Below are 24,736 nucleotides of genomic sequence, written 5' to 3'. Positions count from 1 at the left end.
ATTATAAGTATGGAGGCTTTGAGTAACCTTTAGCAGATTCTGTAAAGATTTCATAACCATTTTCAGTAATTCCTAACGTATGTTCAAATTGAGCTGATAAAGATTTATCTTTTGTGACAGCAGTCCAACCATCATTTAACATTTTTACATCATATTTACCTGAATTTATCATAGGCTCTATTGTAAAAGTCATTCCAGGTTTTAACTCTGGTCCTGAGTCTTTATTTCCATAATGTAAAATGTTTGGTGGTTCATGAAATGTTGTACTTATACCGTGACCACAAAAATCTCTAACAACAGAGTATCCTTTTTCTTCAACAAATGATTGAATTTCGTGACCAATATCACCTAATTTAACTCCTGGTTTTAAAATTCTAATTGCTCTCATCATAGACTCGTAAGTAGCATCTATTAGATTGTTTAATTTAATTGGTGTTTTACCAATGCAAAACATTCTACTGGTATCACCATAATGTTCATCTACAATTGCAGTAACATCAACATTTACCGCATCACCATCTCTTAAGACTCTATCCGAAGGAATTCCATGACATACAACATGATTTAATGAAGTACATAAAGATTTTGTAAAACCTCTATAGTAAAGTGGAGCAGAATGTCCTCCGTTATCTCTTATAAACTCATATCCCAATTTATCTATATAATCTGTTGAGACACCTTCTTTAATGTTATCAGTTAACATATCAAGTGTCCTTGCTGCTAAATCACCAGCAACTCTCATTTTTTCAAATTTTTCTTTATAATCACTCATCTAAAATTTTAAGTTTTTTATCTATAATAATTTTTTTTGAACTTATATCACATCTATAAGCAAGAAAATTTACCCCAGCTCTTTTAGCTTTTTTATAATTTTCATAATAATCTTCATCGATATCTTTAGCTATTTTAAAATATTTCATATTTTGAATTTGAACTAAAAATATCAGATAACCACTATAACCTTTATTTATGGCATCAATAAGAGTTAATAAATGCTTAGATCCTCTTGAAGTAATGGCATCTGGAAACTCAGCAGTTTCTTTATCTCTAAATAATGTAACGTTCTTGACCTCTACAAAGCTTTTTTTATTTTTTTTTTCTAGTAAAAAATCAAATCTAGTTTCCTTATTAAAGAATACCTCTGGTTTTATTTTATCGTTATTTTTTAATTCTTTGATCAAATTATTTTCGATAGCATGATTTACTATCTTGTTAGCCATATGAGTATTGACACCTACTAAATTTTTTCTTGATTTAATTATTTCAAGTCCAAACTTTAGTTTTCTCTTAGGGTTATTATTTGTTAGCAAATAAACTTCATTACCTTCATCTAATAAACCTTTCATGGAACCCGTGTTAGGACAATGAGCTGTGACAATTTCTTTACCAAGTTTTATGTCGGTAAAAAACCTTTTGTAACGTTTGATTAGTTTGCCTTTTACTAAAGACTTGGTAAATTCCATGAGTAAATTATATATTTCATATGGATAAAAAAGCAAAATTTAAAGCTTCAATTTTAATTATTGGTAATGAAATTTTATCTGGAAGAACACAAGACACTAATACCTCAACATTAGCAACTTGGTTAAATTCTATAGGGGTAAAGGTTGAGGAGGTTAGGGTAATTCCTGATGTAGAAAATATTATAGTTGAAACACTAAATTTACTTAGATTAAAATATGATTATGTTTTTACAACTGGTGGTATTGGACCTACTCACGATGATATAACAGCTCAATCAGTTTCAAAAGCATTTGGAATAAAATACGAAGTTCACAAGGAAGCTTTCAAAATTCTAGAAGAATATTATCAACCTGGAGAATTTAATGAGGGAAGACAAAAAATGGCATGGATGCCTGAAAATGCAAATCTTATTTTAAATCCAACAAGTGGTGCTCCAGGATTTAATGTTGAGAATGTTTACTCACTACCGGGAGTTCCTTCTATATTAAAATCCATGTTAGGTGGATTAACAAATAATATAGTTGGAGGTGAACCAATCAAAAGTTTAACTATAAGTTTAAGAACAGTTGAAAGTGAAATAGCAAGTTCATTAACAAAAGTACAAAATAATAATTTGGACGTAGAGATTGGCAGTTACCCATTTTTTCATGCTGGTAAGCTTGGTGTATCGATAGTTATTAGATCAGAAGATCAAAATAAAATTGATGATTGTAATTCGCAGATTTTAAAATTTGTAAATGAAAAAAAAATTGAGGTAGTTGAGCGCTAATGTTGTATTTTGCTTACGGTAGCAATCTTTATCATTTTCAAATGAAACGAAGATGTAAAGACAGTGTTTTTTTAAAAAAAATAAACTTAAAAGATTTTAAATTAACATTTAGAAGTAAATACAGAGCAGCAGATATAGAGCCAAAAAAAAATTCGATCGTACCAGGTGGATTATTTGAAATATCAAAAAGTGATGAGAAAAAGTTGGATGTTTATGAGGATTTTCCAATTTTATATAAAAAACACTATTTTTATTATTATGGAAAAAAAGTCATGACTTATACAATGGTCAAGAAATCTCCTTTTAAGTTTCCTACAGAAAGATATCTAAACATAGTTAAAAGAGGATATAAAGATTGCAAGTTAGATAAAAAATTTCTCACAAAAGCTTTACAATTTTAATTGAAATGTTTTTACACACAAAATTAGAAGATCAAAAAAATCAAATAAGAGTAGCTTTTATTGGATGTGGAAAATTTGTAAGTATGTTTTTATCTCAATATTCTAACTTAAATAAAATTAAAATTGATAGCATAGTTGACCTCAATATTGATCAAGCAAAAAGAAATTGTTTAAAAAGTGGAGTAAGTAAAGAAGAGGTATCTAAAATTAATTTTTCAACTTCTCTTGATCAAATTATTGATAGAAATATTGAAATCTTCATTGAAGCAACAGGAAACCCTATTGTAGGTACTGTCCATGCAACAAGGATTTTAAAAGAAAAGAAACATTTGATTTTAGTTAATGTAGAGGCAGATATTACATGTGGAAAATATTTATCAGATTTAGCTAGAGAAAATAGAGTTATTTGTTCGATGGCTTATGGTGATCAACCTTCGTTAATTCTAGAACAAATTGAATGGGCTAGACTTAATGGTTTTGAAGTTATTTGTGCTGGAAAAGGAACAAAATACCATCCAAGTTTTGAATATTCTACACCTGATACAGTTTGGGGTCATTATGGTTTAACTAAAGAAAGAGCAGAGAGTGAGTCAGGAATGAATCCTAAAATGTTCAATAGTTTTTTATGTGGTGATAAATCTGCAATTGAAATGTGCGCAGTAAGCAATGCTGCAAATCTTAAATGTCCTTCCAACGGATTAACTTTTCCTCCAGTTGGGGTTTATGATATAGCAAAAAAATTAATACCAAAAAAAGATGGTGGATTAATTGATTTTGAAGGTCAAGTTGAAGTTATATCAAGTATTGATCTAAATAAAAAAGATATTCCTAATGACTTGAGGTGGGGCGTATACATTGTAATTAAAGCTCAAAATGAATATGTAAAAAATTGTTTTAAAGATTATGGAATGGTCACAGATTCCTCTGGAAACTACTCGGCAATATGGAGACCTTATCATTATATTGGTTTAGAACTTGCTCAGTCGATATATTCTATAGCGCTTGATAATAGAGCAACAGGTTATACAAAAAAATATAATGCAGATGTTGCAAGTGTTGCAAAAAAAGATTTAAAAGTTGGTGAAAAGCTCGATGGGGAAGGAGGGTTTTGTGCAAGAGGTAAATTAATTACATCTCAAAATTCAAAAAATGAAATGATTTTACCACTTGGTTTAACAGATAATGCAATATTGAAAAAAAATATCAACAAAGATGAAATAATAAAAATTGGTGATGTTGAGCTTAATTTGCCAAAAGAGGTAATAGAAGCTAGAGATTACCAATACAATTTAATATAGTTGAGTTATAAATAATTGTGGATATAACAGTGAAATTCATTAATGCCCTCGTGGTGAAATTGGTAGACACAAAGGACTTAAAATCCTTGCCGCTTGCGGAGTGCCAGTTCGAGTCTGGCCGAGGGCACCATTAAATGAACAAACTACAAATTATTTCTGATAAAAATAATAAATCCTTAAATATAAAAAATATTTTATTAAAAAAAATTAGTTCTAATAATTTTCAAAACAAAAATTTAACTATTGTTATTGGAGGTGATGGTTTTATGCTCCAAACTCTTAAAAGAAACAAAAATTCTAATAAGTTTTTCTATGGAATTAACTCTGGAAACTACGGTTTTCTAATGAATAAATTTTCCTCAAAAGATATAATAAAAAACCTTTCCAAAGCAAATATGGTTTCAATTTCTCCTTTAGAGATGATTGTAAGAAATAAAAATAATCAAATCAAAAAATCTATTGCTATTAATGAAGTTTCTGTATTAAGACAGAGCAGACAAGCAGCTTCGTTATCAATTAAACAAGGTTCTAGGCAAATTATAAAAAAATTAGTTTCTGATGGAGTTTTGGTGTCTACACCTGCTGGAAGCACTGCTTATAATTTATCTGTTCATGGACCTATATTAAGTCTTCATTCAAAAAAATTATCCATATCTCCAATTAGCGCATTTAGACCAAGAAGGTGGAAGGGTAAAATAGTTAATGATAAATCTAAAATTGTTATCACAAATCTCAATCCATCTAAGAGACCCATTAGTGCAGTTGCAGATAATTTGGAAGTAAGAAATGCAAAATCTATTAGCGTTAAAATAAATAATAAAATTAAGTTTAATCTTCTCTATGATAAAAATAGAAGTCTACAAAAAAAAATTAAAATTGAACAAATAAGAAAAGAAACAAGTTAGATTTAATGAATAAATTTAATCCAATTATAATAGTTGTTTTAGTTTTGTTTGCAGGATTTTTTGCATTTAAATTAATGTCATTCTTCGGTTGCTATGTTCGTATCGAGAATTTTGATAAGTGTTTGAAGTTAACTGCTTGGTAAAGAAAAAAGTGGTGCCCCCGCACGGATTCGAACCGCGGACCTATTGATTACAAATCAATTGCTCTACCAACTGAGCTACAAGGGCATGCGCAATAATTATTAATTATTTGTTAAATAATCAACTCTTTTTTTTTAAATAACTTAAGTGATGAAACACTATTGCTGCACTATTTGATATATTTAAACTTTCTATTTCTTCATTGATGTCAATTTTGACAAAAAAATCTGCATATTTTCCAGTGTGTTGTCTCATTCCAAATCCTTCTGATCCAAAAAGTAAAATATTATTTCCCTCCCATTTGACATCAGTAAAATCCTTTTGGCCCTTTGAATCAAAACCATAAACCCAAAAATTTTTTTCTCTTAAATTTTTTAAGGTAGAATTAATATTTGAAACTTCAAAAATATTTACATGCTCCATACATCCGCTCGCTGATTTATACATTAGTTTACTATCCTTTGGAAAATGTCTCTCTTTAATTATTACACCATCAATTTTAAAAGATGCTGCGCTTCTAATGAGTGAACCTATATTTCTTGGATCAGTAACTTCATCCAAACATACGAAGGTTAAATTATTTTTTTCTTTAATAAATTCTTTTAATTCTGGTTGATCTAAATGTTCAATCTCAGCAACATATCCATTATGCATTAATTGTTCTTTTGATGAGTATTTGTCTAACTCTTTTTTTGATTTAAAATAGACTTTTACCTCTTCAAGAAGATTTTTATTTGGATTTTTTCTATGAATATTTTTTTTAGCATCCTCTGTTAAAAACACTCTTAAAACTTTCCTATTTGGATTACGTAATGCTTCCATTACCGCATGTTGACCAACAATAAAAAAAGATGATTTATTCATAAAATTATGATGTGTTTTACACGTTTTTTAATAGTTTTTCTTAATAAATCACGTGTTGCATTTGGATAAATAAAATATATAAAACGCATGTTATTTGAAGCTATATTGAACAAGGGGACACTTCCCCAAAGGAGGGGTTCCAGAGCGGTCAAATGGGGCGGGCTGTAAACCCGTTGACTTCGGTCTTCGAAAGTTCGAATCTTTCCCCCTCCACCATTTAATATAATTTTAAATAACAATGGAGTGTTACTCTTGGGGTTGTGCGGGTGTAGTTCAATGGTAGAACGCTAGCCTTCCAAGCTGGATGTAAGGGTTCGATTCCCTTTACCCGCTCCAAGAAATTAAAGTAAGAAACAAAAAAAAAAAACTGAGGTTAAAAAGAAATGTCAAAAGAAAAATTCGTACGAAGTAAACCCCACTGTAACATTGGGACTATTGGTCATGTCGACCATGGTAAAACAACTCTTACCGCAGCTATAACAAATGTATTAGCTGAAGCTGGTGGTGGAACAGCTGTAGCATACGATCAAATCGATAAAGCTCCAGAGGAAAAAGAAAGAGGAATTACAATTTCAACAGCACACGTTGAATATGAAACTGAAAAAAGACACTATGCTCACGTAGACTGTCCTGGTCACGCTGACTATGTAAAAAATATGATTACTGGTGCAGCACAAATGGATGGAGCAATATTAGTTGTTAATGCAGCTGATGGTCCTATGCCACAAACAAGAGAACATATTCTTTTAGGAAGACAAGTTGGTATTCCAGCAATTGTTGTTTACTTAAATAAAGTAGACCAAGTTGATGATAAAGATATGATTGAACTTGTAGAAGAAGAAATTAGAGAACTTTTAACTTCATACAAATATCCTGGAGATACAACTCCAATCGTTAAAGGTTCGGCTTTAGCAGCAGTTGAAAAAAGAGATGATGAAATTGGAAAAAATTCAATTTTAGAATTAATGAAAGCTGTTGATGAACATATCCCGCAACCAGCTAGAGAAGTTGACAAACCATTCTTGATGCCAGTTGAGGACGTATTTTCAATTTCAGGAAGAGGAACAGTTGCAACTGGAAGAGTAGAATCTGGTGTAATTAAAACTGGTGAGGAAGTTGAAATCGTTGGAATTAAAGAAACAAAAAAATCAGTTTGTACTGGAGTAGAAATGTTTAGAAAACTTTTAGACTCAGGTGAAGCTGGTGATAACGTAGGAATTTTATTGAGAGGTATTGAAAGAACTGACATTGAAAGAGGTCAAGTTCTTTGTAAGCCTGGATCAATAACTCCTCATACTAAATTTGAAGCTCAAGCCTATATTCTTAAAAAAGACGAGGGTGGAAGACATACTCCTTTCTTTACAAAATATAGACCACAGTTTTATTTTAGAACAACAGACGTTACAGGAGAAGTAGAATTACCAGCAGGTACTGAAATGGTTATGCCAGGTGATGATGCTAAATTCACTGTTAAACTGATTACACCTATTGCAATGGCTGAAAAATTAAACTTTGCTATAAGAGAAGGTGGTAGAACTGTTGGAGCAGGAGTTGTAACTAAAATTATAGAGTAACTCTATAAATAGGAGTGTAGCTCAATTGGTAGAGCGCCGGTCTCCAAAACCGGAGGCTGAGGGTTCGAGTCCCTCCGCTCCTGCCAATTTGAGCTAAAGAATTATGAAGAACCCGATTAAATTTATTCAGGAAGTAAAACAAGAGGCTTTCAAAGTTACTTGGCCAACTTGGAAAGAAACATTGCAAGGTGCTTTAATGGTATTCGTTATGGCTGTTGTAATGTCTTTATTCTTCCTTTTATTAGATCAGGTTCTTAAATTCTTCTTAGAATTATTGTTAAAGGTGAGCATTTAATGAAAAATTGGTACATTGTTCAATCACACTCCAGTTTTGAAAATAAAGTTGCTTCATTAATTAAAGAAGAAGCGGATAAAGCTAAAATAAGTGAGAAATTTGAGGAAATTATAGTTCCAACTCACGATGTTACAGAAGTTAAAAGAGGTAAGAGAATACAAAGAAAGAAGAAATATTTTCCTGGATATGTACTAATTAAGAGTGAAATGGATAATAATATTTATCATATGATCAAAGGAATAAAGAGAGTTAGTGGTTTCCTTGGATCAAAAGGCATCCCAGTACCTGTTTCTGATAAAGAAGTTGAGAAGATTTTAGGTCAAATTAAAGATGGTGTGGCTCAGCCAAAATCTGGTATAGATTACAGCGTTGGCGAAAAAGTTCAGGTTGTTGATGGCCCATTTGCATCATTTAATGGAATGATTGAAGAAATTGATGAAGAAAAAGCTAGACTTAAGGTGTCAGTTTCTATATTTGGTCGTCCAACACCGGTAGATTTAGAATATAACCAAGTTGAGAAAGTAAGTTAATGGCAAAAGAAATTAGTGGATTTATAAAGTTACAAATTAAAGGTGGACAAGCTAATCCTGCTCCTCCTGTTGGTCCTGCTTTAGGTCAACGTGGCGTTAATATAATGGAATTTTGTAAAGCATTTAACGACAAAACAAAATCTATGGCTGGAAAACCTGTCCCAGTTGAAATTACTGTTTATAAAGATAAAAAATTCGATTTTAAAATTAAATCACCACCAGCATCTTTTTATATTAAAGAAGCTGTTAAATTAAAAGGTGGATCAAAAGAACCAGGAAGAAATATTGTAGCTTCAATTTCAAAAAAACAATTAGAAGATATTGCTAAAGAAAAAATGAATGATTTAAATGCTCACGATATAAATGAAGCAGTAAAAATTATTGCAGGTTCAGCTAGATCAATGGGTATAGAGGTAAAAGAATAATGGCTTCAAAAAGATATAAAAAATTACCTGAAAAAACTAAAGATTTAAATGCAGAGTCTATTGAAAAATTATTACCCGAGCTTAAAAAAAATTGCACAACAAAATTTGATGAATCTTTAGATTTAAGTTTTCAAATAAATAACAAACAAAAGAAAAGTGAAGTCAACATTAGAACTGTGGTAAATCTTCCAGGAGGAACAGGTAAGAAAGTAAAAGTTGCTGTTGTTTGTGAAGATAATAAAGCACAAGAGGCAAAAGATGCGGGCGCTGATATTGTTGGTGGAGATGAGTTTGTTGAACAAATCAAAGGTGGAGATTTAAATTTTGAAAAATTGATTTGCACACCAGGGATGATGATCAAACTGTCGAAATTAGGAAAAGTTTTAGGTCCAAAAGGATTAATGCCAAATCCTAAACTTGGTTCAGTATCTGAAAATATTAAACAAGCAGTTACTGATGCAAAATCAGGACAAGTTGAAATTAGAAATGATAAAGATGGAAACATTGGAGTAAGTATTGGAAAAAAATCATTCAGTGATGATCAATTATTGAAGAATTATAATGCAATAATAGATGCATTAGAAAAAGAAAAATCTAACAACACACTCAAAGGTGATTTAATAAAAGGTGTTTTTGCAACTTCTACTATGGGTGTTTCATACAAAGTTAAATTAGGAAAATCGATATAGTTATGATGAACAAAGAACAAAAGAAAAATTATATTGAAGAAATGACTTCTAAATTTGAGAGTAGTAAAGCTGTGATGGTTACACACTATCAAGGCTTAACAATGACTCAATTAGACGATTTAAGAGCAAAAATGAGAGAGCATGGTATCGTCTTTAAAATTACTAAAAACAGAATCACAAAATTAGCATTAGAAAAAACTAAGTGTAAAGATTTATCTAATCTTTTCACAGGTCCAACAGCGGTTGCATTTGGTGAAGATGCAATAATGTCTGCAAGGATCTTATCTAAATTTGCTAAAGATAATGAGAATCTTAAATTAATTGGCGGAATAATGGATGATGAGGTCCTGGATCAGACCGGTGTCCAAAATGTTGCTAGTTTACCTACCCTAGATGAAGCAAGAGCTAATATTGTAGGTATTTTAAACGCTCCAGCATCAAAATTAATTAGTATTTTGCTTGCACATTCGGAAAAAATGAGTAGTTTGTCCGCAGAAAATTCTGAAACACAACCCAAAGAGTAGAAAAATATGCCTGACCTAAATAAAATTATTGAAGACTTATCAAGTTTGACTGTCGCTGAAGCAGCCGAACTTTCAAAACAGTTAGAAGAAAAGTGGGGTGTAACTCCAATGGCAGCAGCAGCTCCAGCAGCAGCAGGTGGTGCAGCTCCAGCAGAAGAAAAAGATGATTTCACTATCATGCTAGTTTCTGCAGGTGATAAAAAAATTAATGTTATTAAAGAAGTAAGAGCAGCTACTTCATTAGGTTTAAAAGAAGCAAAAGATCTTGTAGAGGGAGCACCAAAAGAAGTTAAATCAGGTGTTAACAAAAAAGATGCCGAAGAGATCAAAGCTAAGTTAGAAGCTGCTGGCGCAAAAGTAGAACTTAAATAAATTAATTAGAAAGAATTCAAATACTGATTATTTTTAATCAGTATTAATAAATATAGATGCAATTATCTTTTACTGAAAAGAAAAATATTAGAAAAAGTTTTGGTAAACTAAAAGAGAGCTTATCAATACCAAACCTTATCGAAGTTCAAAAAAATTCTTACAAAGAATTAACTGAATTCTATGCTGAAACTGAATTAACAAAAGGTTTTGATAGAGTATTTAAAAGTATTTTTCCAATTGAGGATTTAAACGACAAAGCAACTCTTGAATACGTTTCATACAGATTAGAAAAACCTAAATTTGATGTTGAAGAATGTATAACAAGAGGTCTAACTTATTCTTCAGCTCTTAAATGTACTTTAAGATTAGTTGTTTACGAAATAGATCAAGAAAATAATACTAAGGATATTTTATCTGCAAAAGAACAAGAAGTTTACATGGGTGAAGTTCCTATGATGACTAATAGTGGAACATTTATTACCAATGGTGTTCAACGTGTTGTAGTTAACCAAATGCATAGAAGTCCAGGTGTTTTCTTTGACCATGACAAAGGAAAAACACACGCAAGTGGAAAATTATTATTTAATTGTAGAGTAATACCTAACAGAGGATCCTGGTTAGATTTTGAATATGATGTTAAAGATTTTCTATATTTTAAAATTGATAGAAAGAAAAAAATATTTGCTTCAACATTGCTTTTAGCTTTAGGTTTTTCTAAGTCAGAAATTGTTGATGAGTTTTATGATAGTGAGCAATACACTTTTGATCCTAAGACAGAAAAATGGAAAACTAAATTTAACCCTGAAAATTATAAAGCTAAAAATTTTTCAGAAGAAGTAATTGATGCGAAAACTGGTGAAGTAGTAATAAAATTAGGTGATAAGATAAATTTTTTAAATGCTAAAAAATTAGCTAACGATGGACTTAAAGATATTTTAGTTTCAAGAGAATCTCTTTTTGGAAAATTTTTACATAGAGATGTTAAAGTAAGTGATGAAGAAGAAGGTACGTTTAAAATTGGTACTGAATTAAATGATACAATTATTCAACAAATTCTGGATGCAAATATTCACTCTTTACAGATATCGATAACAAATTCCATAAATAAAGGACCTTATTTATTAACAACTGTTTTAGCAGACAAAAATAACTCTAAAGATGAAGCTATAACTGAAATATATAAAATGCTAAGACCTGGAGAGCCACCAACAATTGAAATAGCCACTCAAATATTTAACAATCTTTTCTTTAGTTCAGACAGATACGATCTATCTGATGTTGGCAGAGTGAAAATGAATTCAAGACTAAACCAAGATTGTTCTGATAAAATTACAATCTTAAGAAATGATGACATTATTGCAATTATTCACAAAATGTTAGATTTGCGAGATGGTAAGGATGATGTTGATGATATTGATCATTTAGGAAATAGAAGAGTACGTTCTGTAGGTGAATTAGTTGAAAACCAAGCGAGAATTGGTGTTTACAGAATGGAAAGGGCTATTAAAGAAAAAATGACTACTTTAGATGTTGAGTCTGCGATGCCACAGGATTTAATTAACGCAAAACCACTAACTGTTTCATTGAAAGATTTTTTTGCTAGCTCTCAACTTTCACAGTTTATGGATCAAACAAATCCATTGTCAGAAATTACACATAAAAGAAGGGTTTCTGCTCTTGGACCAGGTGGACTAACAAGAGAAAGAGCAGGATTTGAAGTTCGAGACGTTCACCCAACTCATTATGGAAGAATTTGCCCAATTGAGACTCCAGAAGGGCCAAACATCGGTTTGATAAATAGTTTATCAACTTATGCAAAAATAAATAAATATGGTTTTATTGAAAGCCCATATAAAAAAGTAAAAGATGGAGTTGTGCAGGATAAAGTTGAGTATTTATCTGCAATGGAAGAAACCAAATTTACAATTGCTCAAGCAAATACAAAGTTAGATAAAAATGGAAAGATAGTTGAGGAGCTTGTTTCTTGCAGACAAAATTTAAACTTCCTTTTATCAAAACCAGATGCAATTGATTATATTGACGTTTCACCAAAACAACTTGTTTCTGTTGCAGCATCTTTAATACCTTTCTTGGAAAATGATGATGCTAACAGAGCTCTAATGGGTTCTAACATGATGAGACAAGCAGTTCCTCTTTTAAAACCGGAGTCTCCATTGGTTGGTACTGGAATTGAAAGTGATGTAGCGTTAGACTCTGGTGTAACGATTGTTGCTAAGAGAGATGGAGTTGTTGATAAAATTGATGGTAAGAGAATTGTTATTAAAGTAACAGAAGAAACTGATTTTAGTGAGTCAGGTGTTGACATTTATAACTTGCAAAAATTTAAAAGATCAAACCAAAATACATGCATTAACCAAAGACCACTTGTTAGAGTTGGTGATAAAGTTAAATCTGGTGATATTATTGCAGATGGTCCTTCAACAAAATTAGGTGAGTTAGCACTTGGAAAAAATGTAACAGTAGCTTTCATGCCATGGCAAGGTTACAACTTTGAAGACTCAATTTTGATTTCAGAAAGATGTGTAACTGACGATGTATTTACTTCAGTTCATATTGAAGAATACGAAATAATGGCGAGAGACACTAAATTAGGAGAAGAAGAAATTACTAGAGATATTCCTAATGTTAATGAAGAAGCTTTGAAAAATCTTGATGAGTCAGGAATAGTTTACATTGGAGCTGAAGTAAACGCTGGTGATATATTAGTTGGAAAAGTTACACCAAAAGGTGATTCAGCATCAGGACCAGAAGAAAAACTATTAAGATCAATTTTCGGAGAGAAAGCTATTGATGTCACTGATACATCTTTGAGAATGTCACGAGGTGCTAGTGGTACGGTTGTTGATGTAAGAGTATTTAACAGACATGGTATTGAAAAAGACGAAAGATCAATAACTATTGAAAGAGCTGAAATTGAACAAGTTCAACAAGATAAATTAGTAGAGGAAGAAATTTTAGAGAGAAGTATTAAACAAAGAGCTTCACAAATTTTATCAGGATCATCATTAACTAAAAAAGTAAAAGATTTATCTGAAGGAACAAAACTTGATTTTGATGCAATCAATAATCTTTCTATAAATGATGTATTTAAAATAACAGTTGGAAATGTAAATGATGAAGCAACTTTGGCACAACTTAAAGATCAATACAACAAAGCAAAACAAGACATTACAGAAAGATTTGAAGATAAAGTTTTGAAAATTAGAAGTGGTGATGATTTATTACCAAGTGTTATGAAAATGGTAAAAGTTTTTGTAGCTATTAAGAGAAGATTAAGACCAGGTGATAAAATGTCAGGAAGACATGGTAATAAGGGCGTTGTTAGTAAAATAGTGCCAGTTGAAGATATGCCATACAGAGAAGATGGTAGACCAGTTGATATTGTTTTAAATCCTCTAGGTGTTCCAAGTAGGATGAATGTAGGTCAAATTTTAGAAACTCACCTAGGTTGGGCTTGTAAAGAATTTGGTGAACAGATTAAAAATTTAGTTAACGAAAATAATAAAAAGATCGAAAGAACTGAAAAAATAGAAAAATTTTTAAAATCTGTTTATGGAGAAGACACTTTCAATGAAAAAGTAGATAAATTAAGTAAGAACGAATTTAAAGACCTGTGTGAAAACTTACAAAATGGTATTGCAATATCAACTCCTGTTTTTGATGGTGCTAAAGAGAAAAATGTAACTGACATGTTAGAGTTAGCGAACTTACCAGGATCTGGACAAACTTATTTATGGGATGGAAGAACTGGAGAAAAATTTGATAGACCAGTTACAGTTGGAATAATTTATATGTTAAAACTTCATCACTTAGTTGAAGATAAAATTCACGCAAGATCTACAGGTCCTTACAGTTTGGTCACACAACAACCTCTTGGTGGTAAAGCACAATTAGGTGGTCAAAGATTTGGAGAAATGGAAGTATGGGCTCTTGAAGCTTACGGAGCTTCTTATACTTTACAAGAAATTTTGACTGTAAAATCTGATGATGTTGCTGGAAGAGTTAAAGTTTACGAAACTATAGTTAAAGGTGAAGAGAATTTCGAGTCTGGTATTCCAGAGTCATTTAACGTCTTAGTTAAAGAAATTAAATCATTAGCATTAAACGTGGAGCTTAATTAATGAAAAAAGAATTAACTGATTTATTTAAAGGAAGCGAAATTTCAGAAGCGCAAAATTTTAATAGCATTAAAATTTCTTTAGCTAGTCCTGAAAAAATTAAATCTTGGACATTTGGTGAAATTAAAAAACCAGAAACTATAAATTATAGAACATTTAGACCAGAGAAAGATGGTCTATTCTGCGCAAGAATTTTTGGACCAATCAAAGATTACGAATGTTTATGCGGAAAGTATAAACGAATGAAATTTAGAGGTATTATTTGTGAAAAATGTGGCGTTGAGGTAACAAAATCTAATGTAAGAAGAGAGAGAATGGGTCACATTAATCTTGCAACTCCTGTGGCACATATTTGGTTCTTGAAATCATTACCAAGTAGAATTGCACTTGCAGTAGACATGAAGTTGAAAGAGATTGAGAGAGTTCTTTATTTTGAAAACTTTATAGTAATCGAACCAGGATTAACTGGCCTTCAAAAAAACCAACTTTTAAATGAGGAAGAATTAGCAAAATATCAAGATGAATTTGGAGAAGAAAGCTTTACTGCAGGTATTGGAGCAGAAGCTGTTCTTGAGATGTTAAAAAATCTTGACTTAGAATTAGAGAGAAAAAATCTTGTTAGCTTTATTAAAGAGACTAAATCTAAAGTTAATGAAGAAAGAGCAATTAAGAGATTAAAATTAATAGAGTCATTTATCGAAACTGGTCAAAAACCAGAGTGGATGATTATGACTGTGGTTCCAGTTATTCCGCCAGAATTAAGGCCATTGGTTCCGCTAGATGGTGGTAGATTTGCTACTTCAGATCTTAACGACCTATATAGAAGAGTTATTAACAGAAATAATAGATTAAAAAGATTAATGGATCTTAAAGCTCCAGACATCATTGTTAGAAATGAAAAAAGAATGCTTCAAGAGTCTGTTGATGCTCTTTTCGACAATGGAAGAAGAGGTCGTGTTATTACTGGAACAGGTAAAAGACCACTTAAATCTCTTGCAGAAATGCTTAAAGGAAAGCAAGGTAGATTTAGACAAAACTTGTTAGGGAAAAGGGTAGATTACTCTGGAAGATCAGTAATCGTTGTCGGTCCAGACTTAAAATTACATGAGTGTGGATTGCCAAAAAAAATGGCTTTGGAGTTATTTAAACCATTTTTATACGCAAGATTAAATAAATTAGGATTAGCATCTACAATCAAACAAGCTAAAAAATTAGTAGAGAAAGAAACTAATGCTGTATGGGATGCGTTAGAGTTAATCGTAAGAGAGCACCCTGTTTTATTAAATAGAGCACCAACACTTCATAGACTTGGTGTTCAAGCTTTTGAACCAAAATTAATTGAAGGTGATGCAATTGAGCTACACCCTTTAACTTGTGCAGCTTTTAATGCTGATTTTGATGGTGACCAAATGGCTGTTCATGTACCTTTAAGTTTAGAAGCTCAGTTGGAAGCAAGAATATTAATGCTATCAACAAACAACATTCTATCTCCTTCAAATGGTAAACCTATTATTGTTCCAAGTCAGGATATGATTTTAGGAATATATTATCTTTCTCAGGAACCAGTATCGGATAAACCATCTGGATACTTTACTAATTCTGATCAAATAGAGTTTGCATTGTCTTCAGGTGAAATTAACGTTCATAGTACTATAATTTCAAGATATGAAACTGTTGATGAACAAGGAAATAAGAAGATTGAAAAATACACATCAACTGCAGGAAGATTTTTATTAGCCAACCTATTACCAAAAAATAGCAATATTAAATTTTCATTAGTTGATAGATTGCTACCAAAAAAAGTTGTTTCTGAGATAATTGATGTGGTTTTCAGATTCTGTGGTCAGAAAACGACAGTTATTTTCTGCGATAAGCTTAAAGATTTAGGATTTAAGCATGCATTTAAAGCAGGAATTTCATTTGGAAAAGATGATTTAATTATTCCTGAAAATAAAACTCAATTAATTGATGATACTAAAAAATTAATTGCTGATTATGAAACTCAATATGCTGAAGGTTTGATTACAAGAGGCGAGAAGTACAACAAGGTTGTCGATGCATGGTCTAAATGTACTGATAAAGTTGCGGGTGAAATGATGAAAAGAATTTCTGCAACTGAAAAAACAGAAGAGGGCTTAAAAATAAATTCAGTATTTATGATGGCGGATAGTGGTGCAAGAGGTTCAGCAGCGCAAATGAAACAATTAGCTGGTATGAGAGGATTAATTGCAAAACCTTCAGGTGAAATTATTGAAAGTCCAATTATCTCCAACTTTAAAGAGGGTTTAACAGCCTTAGAGTATTTTAATTCTACACACGGAGCAAGAAAAGGATTAGCAGATACCGCGCTTAAAACAGCAAGCTCTGGTTATTTAACAAGAAGATTGTGTGATGTTGCTCAAGATTTAACAGTAACAAAAATTAAATGTGAAGAACCAGGTTTTATTGAACTATCAGAGATCTTAGAGGGTGGTAATGTAGTTGTTAGTTTGGCAGAAAGAGCACTGGGTAGAGTTACAGCTGCTGAAGTGAAAAATCCTTTGAGTGGTGAAGTAATAATCAAAAAGTCTGAAATGATTGACGAGGCAGGCTGTGATAAAATTGATGCAGCAGGTGTTAAATCTATAAAAGTTTATTCAGTAATGACTTGTAGTTCTAAAGAGGGTGTTTGCGCTACTTGTTACGGAAGAGACTTATCTAGAGGTAAAATGGTGCATGTCGGTGAAGCAATTGGTATGATTTCAGCTCAATCAATTGGAGAACCAGGTACGCAGTTAACGATGAGAACATTCCACGTTGGGGGAACAGCTTCGGTTAAACAAGATAACCAAATTATCAGCAAAAGTGATGGAACATTAAAAATTATTAACTCAAATATTCTAGAAGACTCTAAGAAGAATTTAATTGTTATGGGAAGAAATACTCAACTTTCTATTGAGGATGATAAAGGAGTTCAAATAGCAGTTTATAAAGTTGCTTATGGATCAAGATTATTTTTTAATAATGGAGATAAAGTTAAAGCAAATACAAAAATTTGTGAGTGGGATCCATATACAACTCCAGTTATTGCTGAAAAGAGTGGTATTGCAAGTTATGTTGATTTAATAGATGGTGTTTCAATTCAAGAAACTACTGATGATGCAACTGGTATTTCATCAAAATCTGTGATTGATTGGAGAGGTCAATCTAAGAGTACAGATTTAAAACCAAGAATTACTTTAAGAGATGAAAAAGGAAATGTAATTAAAAAAGCAGATGACAATGAAGCTAGATATTACTTAGTACCAGATTCGATTTTATCAATTAAAGATGGTCAAAAAGTTTATGCTGGCGATGTTATTGCAAGATTACCTAAAGAAACAACAAAAACTAAAGATATTACCGGAGGTCTTCCAAGAGTAGCTGAACTTTTCGAAGCTAGAAAAGCTAAGGACAGTGCTATTATTGCTGAAAATGATGGAAGCGTTGTTTTTGGAAAAGAAGTTAGAGGTAAACAAAGAATTTCGATTGTTCCAGAAGACGGGTCAGAACCATCAAATTATTTAATTCCAAAAGGAAAACACATTAACTTTAATCCTGGTGAAAAAATTCAAAAAGGTGAATATCTTTTAGATGGACAGCCATTACCGCATGATATTTTAAGAATTTTAGGTATTAAAGAATTAACAGAATATTTTGTTAATCAAGTCCAAGAAGTATATCGATTACAAGGTGTAATTATTAACGATAAACATATTGAAACAATTCTAAGACAAATGCTTAAGAAAGTTGAAGTTAAGGTATCTGGAGATTCAAGCTATTTACCGGGTGAAGTAGTTGATAGAATCAAGTTTGATAATACTAATGAAAAATTAGTTGCTGAAGGCAAAACTCCTGCAGTTGGAGAAAGAGTTTTAATGGGTATTACTAAAGCTTCACTTCAAACAGAATCATTCATTTCTGCTGCATCTTTCCAAGAGACAACAAGAGTATTAACAGACGCAGCAATTAAAGGGAAAGTTGATCCATTAAACGGTTTAAAAGAGAACGTAATAGTTGGAAGATTAGTTCCTGCTGGAACGGGTAATATCAAGAACAGATGGAACAACAAGGCTTTAGAAGATGATAATAGCTTCTTAGCAGAACAAGATAAACTTGAAGCTTCTGAGCCTGAAGAAACACAAGTAAATCAATAAAAAAATCACCTAAAAATTGCAGTTTTAGTTTGACAATAGCTGATTAATAAGTATTTTGGCGATGTTTTTGGTTGGAATGTAGTGCTCTTGAGGTACTAAACGCTGCCACAAAATAACCTGTCAGTTATTTTCATCTCAAAAATAAATTAATTAATTTTAAAAAAAAATTATGCCAACTATTAATCAGTTGTTAAGAATAAAAAGAGTTAAACAAGTTTCTAGGAACAAAGTTCCTGCTTTACAGAAGCAACCTTTGAAAAGAGGTGTTTGTGTTAAAGTTTACACAACCACTCCAAAAAAACCAAACTCTGCATTAAGAAAAGTTGCTAGAGTTAGATTGTCAAACGGTTTTGAAGTAACTGCTTATATTCCAGGCGAAGGTCATAACTTACAAGAACACTCAGTAGTACTAATTAGAGGTGGAAGGGTTAAAGATTTACCTGGTGTTAGATATCATATCTTAAGAGGAAATTTAGATACACAAGGTGTTGCAAATAGAAAACAGAGAAGATCTTTATACGGAACAAAAAAAGGTAAATAATGTCTAGAAAAAAAACTCAACCCAAAAAAAATGTAGTTCCTGATCCAAAATTTAATTCAACTATAATTCCAAAATTAATAAATAACATCATGTATGATGGTAAAAGAGGAATTGCTGCAAAAATAGTTTATGAAGCAATAGAGAAAATTAAAACAAAAACTAAAGACGAGCCTATAAATATTTTCAATGAAGCGATTAACAATATCAAACCAACAGTAGAAGTTAGATCACGAAGAGTAGGTGGTGCAACTTACCAAGTGCCTGTTGAGGTAAAAAGTAAAAGAGCCCAAGCGCTTGCAATAAGATGGTTAGTTGATTCAGCTAGAAAAAGAAAAGACAAACACATGGCAGATAAAATTTTTAACGAACTGTATGATGCTTATGAAAAAAAAGGTGCTGCAGTAAAAAAACGAGAGGATGTTCATAAAATGGCAGAGTCTAATAAGGCATTTGCTCATTTTAGATGGTAAAAAATTATGGCTAGAACTCATACATTAGATAAATATAGAAACATCGGTATCATGGCCCACATAGACGCTGGTAAAACAACTACCACAGAAAGAATTTTATATTATACAGGAAAAAGTCATAAAATTGGTGAAGTACATGATGGTGCTGCAACAATGGATTGGATGGAGCAAGAACAAGAGAGAGGTATCACAATTACTTCTGCAGCAACAACTTGTTTCTGGAATGACCACAGAGTTAATATAATTGATACTCCGGGCCACGTCGATTTTACAATTGAAGTAGAAAGATCTTTAAAAGTACTAGATGGTGCTGTGGCTGTATTTGATGGAGTTGCTGGTGTAGAGCCTCAATCTGAGACAGTATGGAGACAGGCAGACAAATACAAAGTTCCGAGAATTTGTTTTGTAAATAAACTTGATAGAACTGGTGCTGATTTCTTTAGATGTGTTGATATGATCAGAGATAGATTGGGTGCTAAACCATTAGTTTTACAAGTACCTATTGGAATTGAAGCTTCATTAACTGGTGTTGTTGATCTAGTTAAAATGAAAGCCCAAGTATGGAAAAATGAAGCACTAGGCGCAGAGTGGGAATATAAAGATATACCTGATGATTTAAAAGAAATTTCAGAAAAATACAGAACCGAACTAATTGAGTCTGCAGTTGAGCAAGACGAAAAGTTAATGGAAGCGTATTTAAACGGCGATGAAATTAAAGAGGAAGATTTAGTTAAATGTATCAGAAAAGGAACTTTAAATTTTAGCTTTGTTCCTGTTTTAACTGGTTCAGCTTTTAAAAATAAAGGTGTTCAACCTTTATTAGATGCTGTTATTAATTACCTTCCAAGTCCAGTAGATATTGGGTCTATTAAGGGAACTAAAGTTGGTTCAGATGATGAAATTGAAATGAAGTTTGAGGATGGATCATCTTTTTCAGGTTTAGCATTTAAAGTTGCAAATGATCCTTTTGTTGGTTCATTAACATTTGTTAGAATTTATTCTGGTACAATTAAATCTGGTACAGCTGTGTACAATTCTTCATCAGATAAAGAAGAAAGAGTTGGTCGTATGCTTTTAATGCATGCAAACTCTAGAGAAGATATTAAAGAAGCAAATGCAGGTGATATTGTTTCTTTGGCAGGTTTAAAAAATACTATGACAGGTCATACTTTGTGTGACAAAGAAAATCCTGTTTTATTAGAGCCAATGGAATTCCCTGAACCAGTAATTGAAATTGCTGTTGAGCCTAAAACAAAAGGTGACCAAGAAAAAATGGGTGAAGCTTTAGCAAGATTAGCTAAAGAAGATCCATCATTTAGAGTATCATCTGACGAGGAATCTGGTCAAACAATCATCAAAGGTATGGGTGAGTTACACTTAGATATTATTGTTGATCGTATGAAAAGAGAATTTAAAGTTGAAGCAAATGTTGGAGCTCCACAAGTTGCTTACAGGGAGACAATAGAAAAATCAGCTGAATTTGAATATATACATAAAAAACAAAGTGGTGGCGCTGGTCAATTCGCTAAAGTAAAATTATTTGTTGAACCTCAAGAACCAGGTAAGGGTAGAGAGGTTGAAAGTGCCATTAAAGGTGGAGCTATTCCAAAAGAATTTATCCCCGGTGTTGAAAAAGGTATTGAGACAGTTTCTGATAGTGGAATATTAGCAGGTTTTCCTATGATTGATTACAAAGTAACGATTGTTGATGGTTTGCATCACGATGTAGACTCAAGTGTTCTAGCATTTGAACTTGCCAGCAGAGCATGTTTTAAAGAAGCTTGCACTCAAGGTGGATTAAAGCTTTTAGAGCCCATTATGAGAGTGGAAGTTGTTACTCCAGAAGATTATATGGGTGATGTAATTGGTGATCTAAACAGTAGAAGAGGCCAAATTAGCACTCAAGAGCAAAGAGGTAATGCAACTGTAATCACGGCAATGGTTCCTTTAGCAAATATGTTTGGCTACATAAACAATCTAAGATCAATGTCTCAAGGAAGAGCGCAATATTCAATGTTCTTTGATCATTATTCTAAAGTTCCACAAAACGTTCAAGATGAAGTAACTAAAAAGGTAGCAGGTTAATGGAAAAACAAAATATTAGAATTAAACTAAGAGCATACGATAATAAAGTTTTGGATGCTTCTACCGAAGAAATAGTTAATACAGTTAAAAGAACTGGAGCTACTATAAAAGGTCCAATACCACTTCCTACTAGAATTGAAAGATATACAGTTTTAAGATCTCCACACATTGATAAAAAAAGTAGAGAGCAATTTGAGTCTAGAACTCACAAAAGATTAATAGATATTATAGAACCAACACCACAAACAGTAGAAGCTTTAATGAAATTAGACTTAGCTTCAGGTGTAGATGTGGAGATAAAAATTTAATTATGAGCGAGATAGCTTTATTAGGTAAGAAAATTGGCATGACCAGAGAATTTTATAAATCTGGTCAGTTGGTGCCTGTTACAGTTCTTAAAGTTGAAAAAGCTAGAGTTATTCAAGTAATTGAAGAAGAAAAAAGAGGTTACAAAGCTGTTCAACTTGGATATGGAAAAATTAAAAATTCAAAATTAACAAAAGCAATGAAAGGTGTTTTTGCAAAGAAAAACACTGAAGCTAAGAAAAAATTAAAAGAATTTAGAGTAAACGATACTTCTGCTTACAAAGAAGGAAATGAATTTGGTTTAGAAATTTTCAAAGATATAAAATTTGTAGACACAAGATCAAAAACGATTGGTAAAGGTTTTGCTGGTGCAATGAAGAGACATAATTTTGGAGGTTTAAGAGCTAGCCACGGTGTTTCTATTTCTCATAGAGCTCATGGTTCAACAGGACATAGTCAAGATCCAGGTAAAGTATTTAAAGGAAAAAAAATGGCTGGTCATATGGGTGATAAGTTAAGAACAATGCAAAATATCGAAATAATAAAAACAGATTTAGAAAATGAGTTACTTTATTTAAAGGGATCCATTCCAGGATCAAAAAATGCTGAAGTGATGGTTAAAAAATCTGTAAAAAATATAAACAAAATGACAATCAGTGAAAAGCAAGCTGCTGCTGAGGAAGCAAAAAAAACACCAGATAAAAAGAAAAAATAATGAAATTAGATAAAATTAGCATAGACGGAAAAAAAGATACTATTGAAGTCTTAGATAAAATATTTTCTGCAAAAATTAATCAAAAGTTAGTTGCTAGTGTTTTATACAAAACAAATGCCAACTACAAAGGTAGACACGCTAAAACTAAACAACAAAATGAAGTAAAAGGTCCAACATCAAAAATTTATGCACAAAAAGGAACTGGTGGAGCAAGACACGCTAGTAGAAAAGCTCCTATTTTTGTTGGTGGTGGTATAGCTCATGGTCCAAAAGGTGAATTAGCTTACAGAAAAAGAAAGTTAAATAAAAATGAAAAGAAACAAAGTGTTGCTTCTTTAATTACTGAAAAAAATAATAATAAGAACTTATTAATTTTAAATGATTTTAATTCTGAAATTAAAAAAACAAAAGAAATGAATTCAATAATTAATAAACTAGAGATTTCTAATTCATTAATTATACTTGATAAAAACTCTAAAGATAAGATAGAAAAATCTGTAAGAAATATTCCTAACGTAAAAGTTACTGATGTAAATCATTTTAGTGCTTACGATATTATAAAATTTAAGAAAGTAGTTTTTACTGAAAGCTCAGTAAAAGAATTGGAGAAAAGGTATTCTTAATATGGATAAAATTCATTTATACGACAAAATTCTTTTTCCAGTTGTTACTGAGAAATCAACAAATCTATCAGAATTGAACAAAATTACTTTTAAGGTTCCTGATGGTGCTAATAAAAAAAACCTAAAAAAAAATATTGAAAAAATTTTTAAAGTTAATGTCACTAAAATTAACATCATCAATAAACAAAATAGAACTAAACTCACTAGAGGTAAAAAAGTGAAAGTTTCAGGATACAAAAAAGCAATTATAACTCTAAAAAAAGGTCAAAGCATTGATCTAACAACAGGAATTTAAGAAAATGGCATTAAAAACTTTTAAACCATACACGAAATCTACCAGAGGTACTATTTTAGTAGATAGAACAGGTCTATGGAAAGGCAAACCTTTTAAAACTCTTGTTTCTCCAAAAAATGCTATGAAGGGTCGAAATAATAATGGACACATCACTTCAATTAACAGAGCAGGTGGTCATAAGAAGATGTATAGACATGTTGATTTTTATAGAAAAAAATTTGACATGGAGGCTACTGTTGAAAGAATAGAATATGATCCGAATAGATCTTGCTACATAATGTTGGTTAAATTTGAAGATGGAACACATTCGTATTTTTTAGCTCCTCAAAAAATTAAAGTCGGAGATAAGATTGAGAGTGGATCGAAAAAAGAAATTAAAATTGGAAATTGCATGCCGTTACAAGATATACCTGTTGGTATCAATATTCATAACGTTGAAATTCAACCAGGTGGTGGAGGTAAAATAGCTAGAGCCGCTGGTTCTTCAGTTACAATTAGTGGATTAGATGGAAATTATAGTTTAATTAAATTAGCGTCAGGTGAAGTACGTAAAATAGACTCTAGAGCTTTAGCTACTATTGGAATTTTAAGTAATCCTGATCAAAAAAATATTAAAATTGGAAAAGCTGGTAGATCAAGATGGTTAGGAAGAAGACCTCATACTAGAGGTGTTGTTAAAAATCCAGTTGATCACCCACATGGAGGTGGTGAAGGTAAGTCAGCAGGAGGAAGGCATCCAGTGTCTCCAACAGGACAATCAGCAAAAGGTTTAAAAACTAGAGATAATAAGAGAACAGATAAATTTATAGTTAAAAGAAGAAATAAAAGGAAGGATACTAAGTAATGGCTAGAGCTGTATGGAAAGGACCATTTGTTGAAGAAAGCTTGATGAAAAAAGTTGACAAGTACAAAGATGATCCGAAGAAAATTCCAATTAAAACTTGGTCTAGAAAATCTACTATTCTTCCAGATTTTGTAGGGGTAGCTTTTCAAATATATAATGGTAAAAAATTTATTCCAATAACAGTATCAGAGGATATGGTTGGTCATAAATTAGGAGAGTTTGCGCCAACAAGAACTTTTTTTGGACACACACCAGCCGATAAGAAAGCTAAACCAGCAGAGAAAAAATAATT

Annotated in this window: 25 protein-coding genes and 5 tRNA genes; 26 read left to right on the top strand and 4 right to left on the bottom strand. The window is 31.7% G+C overall.

What is annotated here, in order from left to right; all coding sequences use genetic code 11:
* Position 1 precedes the first annotated feature (1 nt).
* Both map and sfsA read right to left on the bottom strand, forming a co-directional pair.
* Complete coding sequence (map, locus tag ACTTBE_RS02380; RefSeq protein ID WP_440676981.1) at positions 2-772, bottom strand: type I methionyl aminopeptidase; 771 nt, start codon at positions 770-772, stop codon at positions 2-4.
* Positions 765-1,463 (bottom strand): DNA/RNA nuclease SfsA, encoded by a 699-nt coding sequence (gene sfsA / locus ACTTBE_RS02375; RefSeq protein WP_440676980.1) that lies wholly within the window; start codon positions 1,461-1,463, stop codon positions 765-767. Before sfsA ends, map begins: the two co-directional genes overlap by 8 nt.
* Positions 1,464-1,483: 20 nt before the next feature.
* Between sfsA and ACTTBE_RS02370 the strand changes: the two genes are divergently transcribed.
* The 5 genes from ACTTBE_RS02370 to ACTTBE_RS02350 all read left to right on the top strand — a co-directional run bounded on the left by ACTTBE_RS02370 (position 1,484) and on the right by ACTTBE_RS02350 (position 4,837).
* Entirely contained in the window at positions 1,484-2,233 is a 750-nt protein-coding gene (locus ACTTBE_RS02370) for a competence/damage-inducible protein A (protein WP_440672184.1), read from the top strand.
* Positions 2,233-2,634 (top strand): gamma-glutamylcyclotransferase family protein, encoded by a 402-nt coding sequence (locus tag ACTTBE_RS02365; protein WP_440676979.1) that lies wholly within the window; start codon positions 2,233-2,235, stop codon positions 2,632-2,634. Before ACTTBE_RS02370 ends, ACTTBE_RS02365 begins: the two co-directional genes overlap by 1 nt.
* A gap of 5 nt (positions 2,635-2,639) precedes the next feature.
* Complete coding sequence (locus tag ACTTBE_RS02360; RefSeq protein ID WP_440676978.1) at positions 2,640-3,932, top strand: NAD(P)H-dependent oxidoreductase; 1,293 nt, start codon at positions 2,640-2,642, stop codon at positions 3,930-3,932.
* A 44-nt stretch (positions 3,933-3,976) separates the two neighbouring features.
* Positions 3,977-4,062 (top strand) — tRNA-Leu (locus ACTTBE_RS02355).
* A gap of 4 nt (positions 4,063-4,066) precedes the next feature.
* Positions 4,067-4,837: an NAD kinase gene (locus ACTTBE_RS02350; protein WP_440676977.1), complete on the top strand. Its 771-nt coding sequence runs from the start codon at positions 4,067-4,069 to the stop codon at positions 4,835-4,837.
* Positions 4,838-4,989: 152 nt separating this feature from the next.
* Here the strand turns inward: ACTTBE_RS02350 and ACTTBE_RS02345 are convergent.
* A tRNA-Thr gene (locus ACTTBE_RS02345) sits at positions 4,990-5,065 on the bottom strand.
* 33 nt (positions 5,066-5,098) lie between these two features.
* The gene (gene rlmB, locus ACTTBE_RS02340) at positions 5,099-5,842 is read right to left on the bottom strand and encodes a 23S rRNA (guanosine(2251)-2'-O)-methyltransferase RlmB (protein WP_440676976.1); all 744 of its coding nucleotides are present in this window, start codon (positions 5,840-5,842) and stop codon (positions 5,099-5,101) included.
* 130 nt (positions 5,843-5,972) lie between these two features.
* Here rlmB and ACTTBE_RS02335 point away from each other — a divergent pair.
* From ACTTBE_RS02335 to rpsS, 21 genes are all read left to right on the top strand, one after another.
* Positions 5,973-6,058 (top strand) — tRNA-Tyr (locus tag ACTTBE_RS02335).
* 46 nt (positions 6,059-6,104) lie between these two features.
* A tRNA-Gly gene (locus ACTTBE_RS02330) sits at positions 6,105-6,178 on the top strand.
* Positions 6,179-6,225: 47 nt separating this feature from the next.
* The gene (tuf, locus tag ACTTBE_RS02325; RefSeq protein ID WP_262589086.1) at positions 6,226-7,416 is read left to right on the top strand and encodes an elongation factor Tu; all 1,191 of its coding nucleotides are present in this window, start codon (positions 6,226-6,228) and stop codon (positions 7,414-7,416) included.
* A 10-nt stretch (positions 7,417-7,426) separates the two neighbouring features.
* Positions 7,427-7,502, top strand: a tRNA-Trp gene (locus ACTTBE_RS02320).
* Positions 7,503-7,519: 17 nt separating this feature from the next.
* Positions 7,520-7,711, top strand: a complete 192-nt coding sequence (gene secE / locus ACTTBE_RS02315) for a preprotein translocase subunit SecE (protein WP_262589088.1) — start codon at positions 7,520-7,522, stop codon at positions 7,709-7,711.
* The gene (nusG, locus tag ACTTBE_RS02310) at positions 7,711-8,241 is read left to right on the top strand and encodes a transcription termination/antitermination protein NusG (protein WP_262589089.1); all 531 of its coding nucleotides are present in this window, start codon (positions 7,711-7,713) and stop codon (positions 8,239-8,241) included. The genes secE and nusG overlap by 1 nt, the downstream gene beginning before the upstream one ends.
* Positions 8,241-8,666: a 50S ribosomal protein L11 gene (rplK, locus tag ACTTBE_RS02305; protein WP_262589090.1), complete on the top strand. Its 426-nt coding sequence runs from the start codon at positions 8,241-8,243 to the stop codon at positions 8,664-8,666. Before nusG ends, rplK begins: the two co-directional genes overlap by 1 nt.
* A complete protein-coding gene (gene rplA / locus ACTTBE_RS02300; protein ID WP_440618335.1) occupies positions 8,666-9,355 on the top strand; it encodes a 50S ribosomal protein L1 in 690 nt (229 codons plus the stop codon). Before rplK ends, rplA begins: the two co-directional genes overlap by 1 nt.
* 5 nt (positions 9,356-9,360) lie before the next feature.
* The gene (gene rplJ / locus ACTTBE_RS02295; RefSeq protein ID WP_440676975.1) at positions 9,361-9,879 is read left to right on the top strand and encodes a 50S ribosomal protein L10; all 519 of its coding nucleotides are present in this window, start codon (positions 9,361-9,363) and stop codon (positions 9,877-9,879) included.
* A gap of 6 nt (positions 9,880-9,885) precedes the next feature.
* A complete protein-coding gene (gene rplL, locus ACTTBE_RS02290) occupies positions 9,886-10,251 on the top strand; it encodes a 50S ribosomal protein L7/L12 (RefSeq protein ID WP_262589092.1) in 366 nt (121 codons plus the stop codon).
* Positions 10,252-10,307: 56 nt separating this feature from the next.
* Positions 10,308-14,393 carry a DNA-directed RNA polymerase subunit beta gene (rpoB, locus tag ACTTBE_RS02285; protein WP_440676974.1) on the top strand — a complete coding sequence of 1,362 codons (4,086 nt, stop codon included), beginning with the start codon at positions 10,308-10,310 and terminating at the stop codon, positions 14,391-14,393.
* Complete coding sequence (gene rpoC / locus ACTTBE_RS02280) at positions 14,393-18,565, top strand: DNA-directed RNA polymerase subunit beta' (protein WP_440648603.1); 4,173 nt, start codon at positions 14,393-14,395, stop codon at positions 18,563-18,565. The genes rpoB and rpoC overlap by 1 nt, the downstream gene beginning before the upstream one ends.
* Positions 18,566-18,734: 169 nt before the next feature.
* Positions 18,735-19,106 carry a 30S ribosomal protein S12 gene (gene rpsL / locus ACTTBE_RS02275; RefSeq protein ID WP_440676973.1) on the top strand — a complete coding sequence of 124 codons (372 nt, stop codon included), beginning with the start codon at positions 18,735-18,737 and terminating at the stop codon, positions 19,104-19,106.
* Entirely contained in the window at positions 19,106-19,576 is a 471-nt protein-coding gene (rpsG, locus tag ACTTBE_RS02270) for a 30S ribosomal protein S7 (protein ID WP_075506812.1), read from the top strand. Before rpsL ends, rpsG begins: the two co-directional genes overlap by 1 nt.
* Positions 19,577-19,582: 6 nt before the next feature.
* Positions 19,583-21,661, top strand: coding sequence for an elongation factor G (gene fusA, locus ACTTBE_RS02265; RefSeq protein WP_440648601.1), 2,079 nt, complete (start codon positions 19,583-19,585; stop codon positions 21,659-21,661).
* Positions 21,661-21,969: a 30S ribosomal protein S10 gene (gene rpsJ, locus ACTTBE_RS02260; protein WP_023853699.1), complete on the top strand. Its 309-nt coding sequence runs from the start codon at positions 21,661-21,663 to the stop codon at positions 21,967-21,969. The genes fusA and rpsJ overlap by 1 nt, the downstream gene beginning before the upstream one ends.
* A gap of 2 nt (positions 21,970-21,971) precedes the next feature.
* On the top strand, positions 21,972-22,682 hold the full coding sequence (rplC, locus tag ACTTBE_RS02255) for a 50S ribosomal protein L3 (protein ID WP_440614291.1): 711 nt from the start codon (positions 21,972-21,974) through the stop codon (positions 22,680-22,682).
* Positions 22,682-23,305: a 50S ribosomal protein L4 gene (gene rplD, locus ACTTBE_RS02250; protein ID WP_440676972.1), complete on the top strand. Its 624-nt coding sequence runs from the start codon at positions 22,682-22,684 to the stop codon at positions 23,303-23,305. Before rplC ends, rplD begins: the two co-directional genes overlap by 1 nt.
* Position 23,306: 1 nt before the next feature.
* Positions 23,307-23,600 (top strand): 50S ribosomal protein L23, encoded by a 294-nt coding sequence (gene rplW / locus ACTTBE_RS02245; RefSeq protein ID WP_262589101.1) that lies wholly within the window; start codon positions 23,307-23,309, stop codon positions 23,598-23,600.
* 4 nt (positions 23,601-23,604) lie between these two features.
* On the top strand, positions 23,605-24,444 hold the full coding sequence (rplB, locus tag ACTTBE_RS02240) for a 50S ribosomal protein L2 (RefSeq protein WP_075506807.1): 840 nt from the start codon (positions 23,605-23,607) through the stop codon (positions 24,442-24,444).
* A complete protein-coding gene (rpsS, locus tag ACTTBE_RS02235; protein ID WP_075506806.1) occupies positions 24,444-24,734 on the top strand; it encodes a 30S ribosomal protein S19 in 291 nt (96 codons plus the stop codon). Before rplB ends, rpsS begins: the two co-directional genes overlap by 1 nt.
* Positions 24,735-24,736: the final 2 nt, after the last annotated feature.

Origin of the sequence: Candidatus Pelagibacter sp. HIMB1587 (assembly GCF_052047775.1) — a bacterium.
GTDB lineage: Bacteria > Pseudomonadota > Alphaproteobacteria > Pelagibacterales > Pelagibacteraceae > Pelagibacter.
The sequence above is the reverse complement of the archived record's forward strand: the minus strand, read 5'-3'. Positions and strand labels throughout refer to the sequence as shown.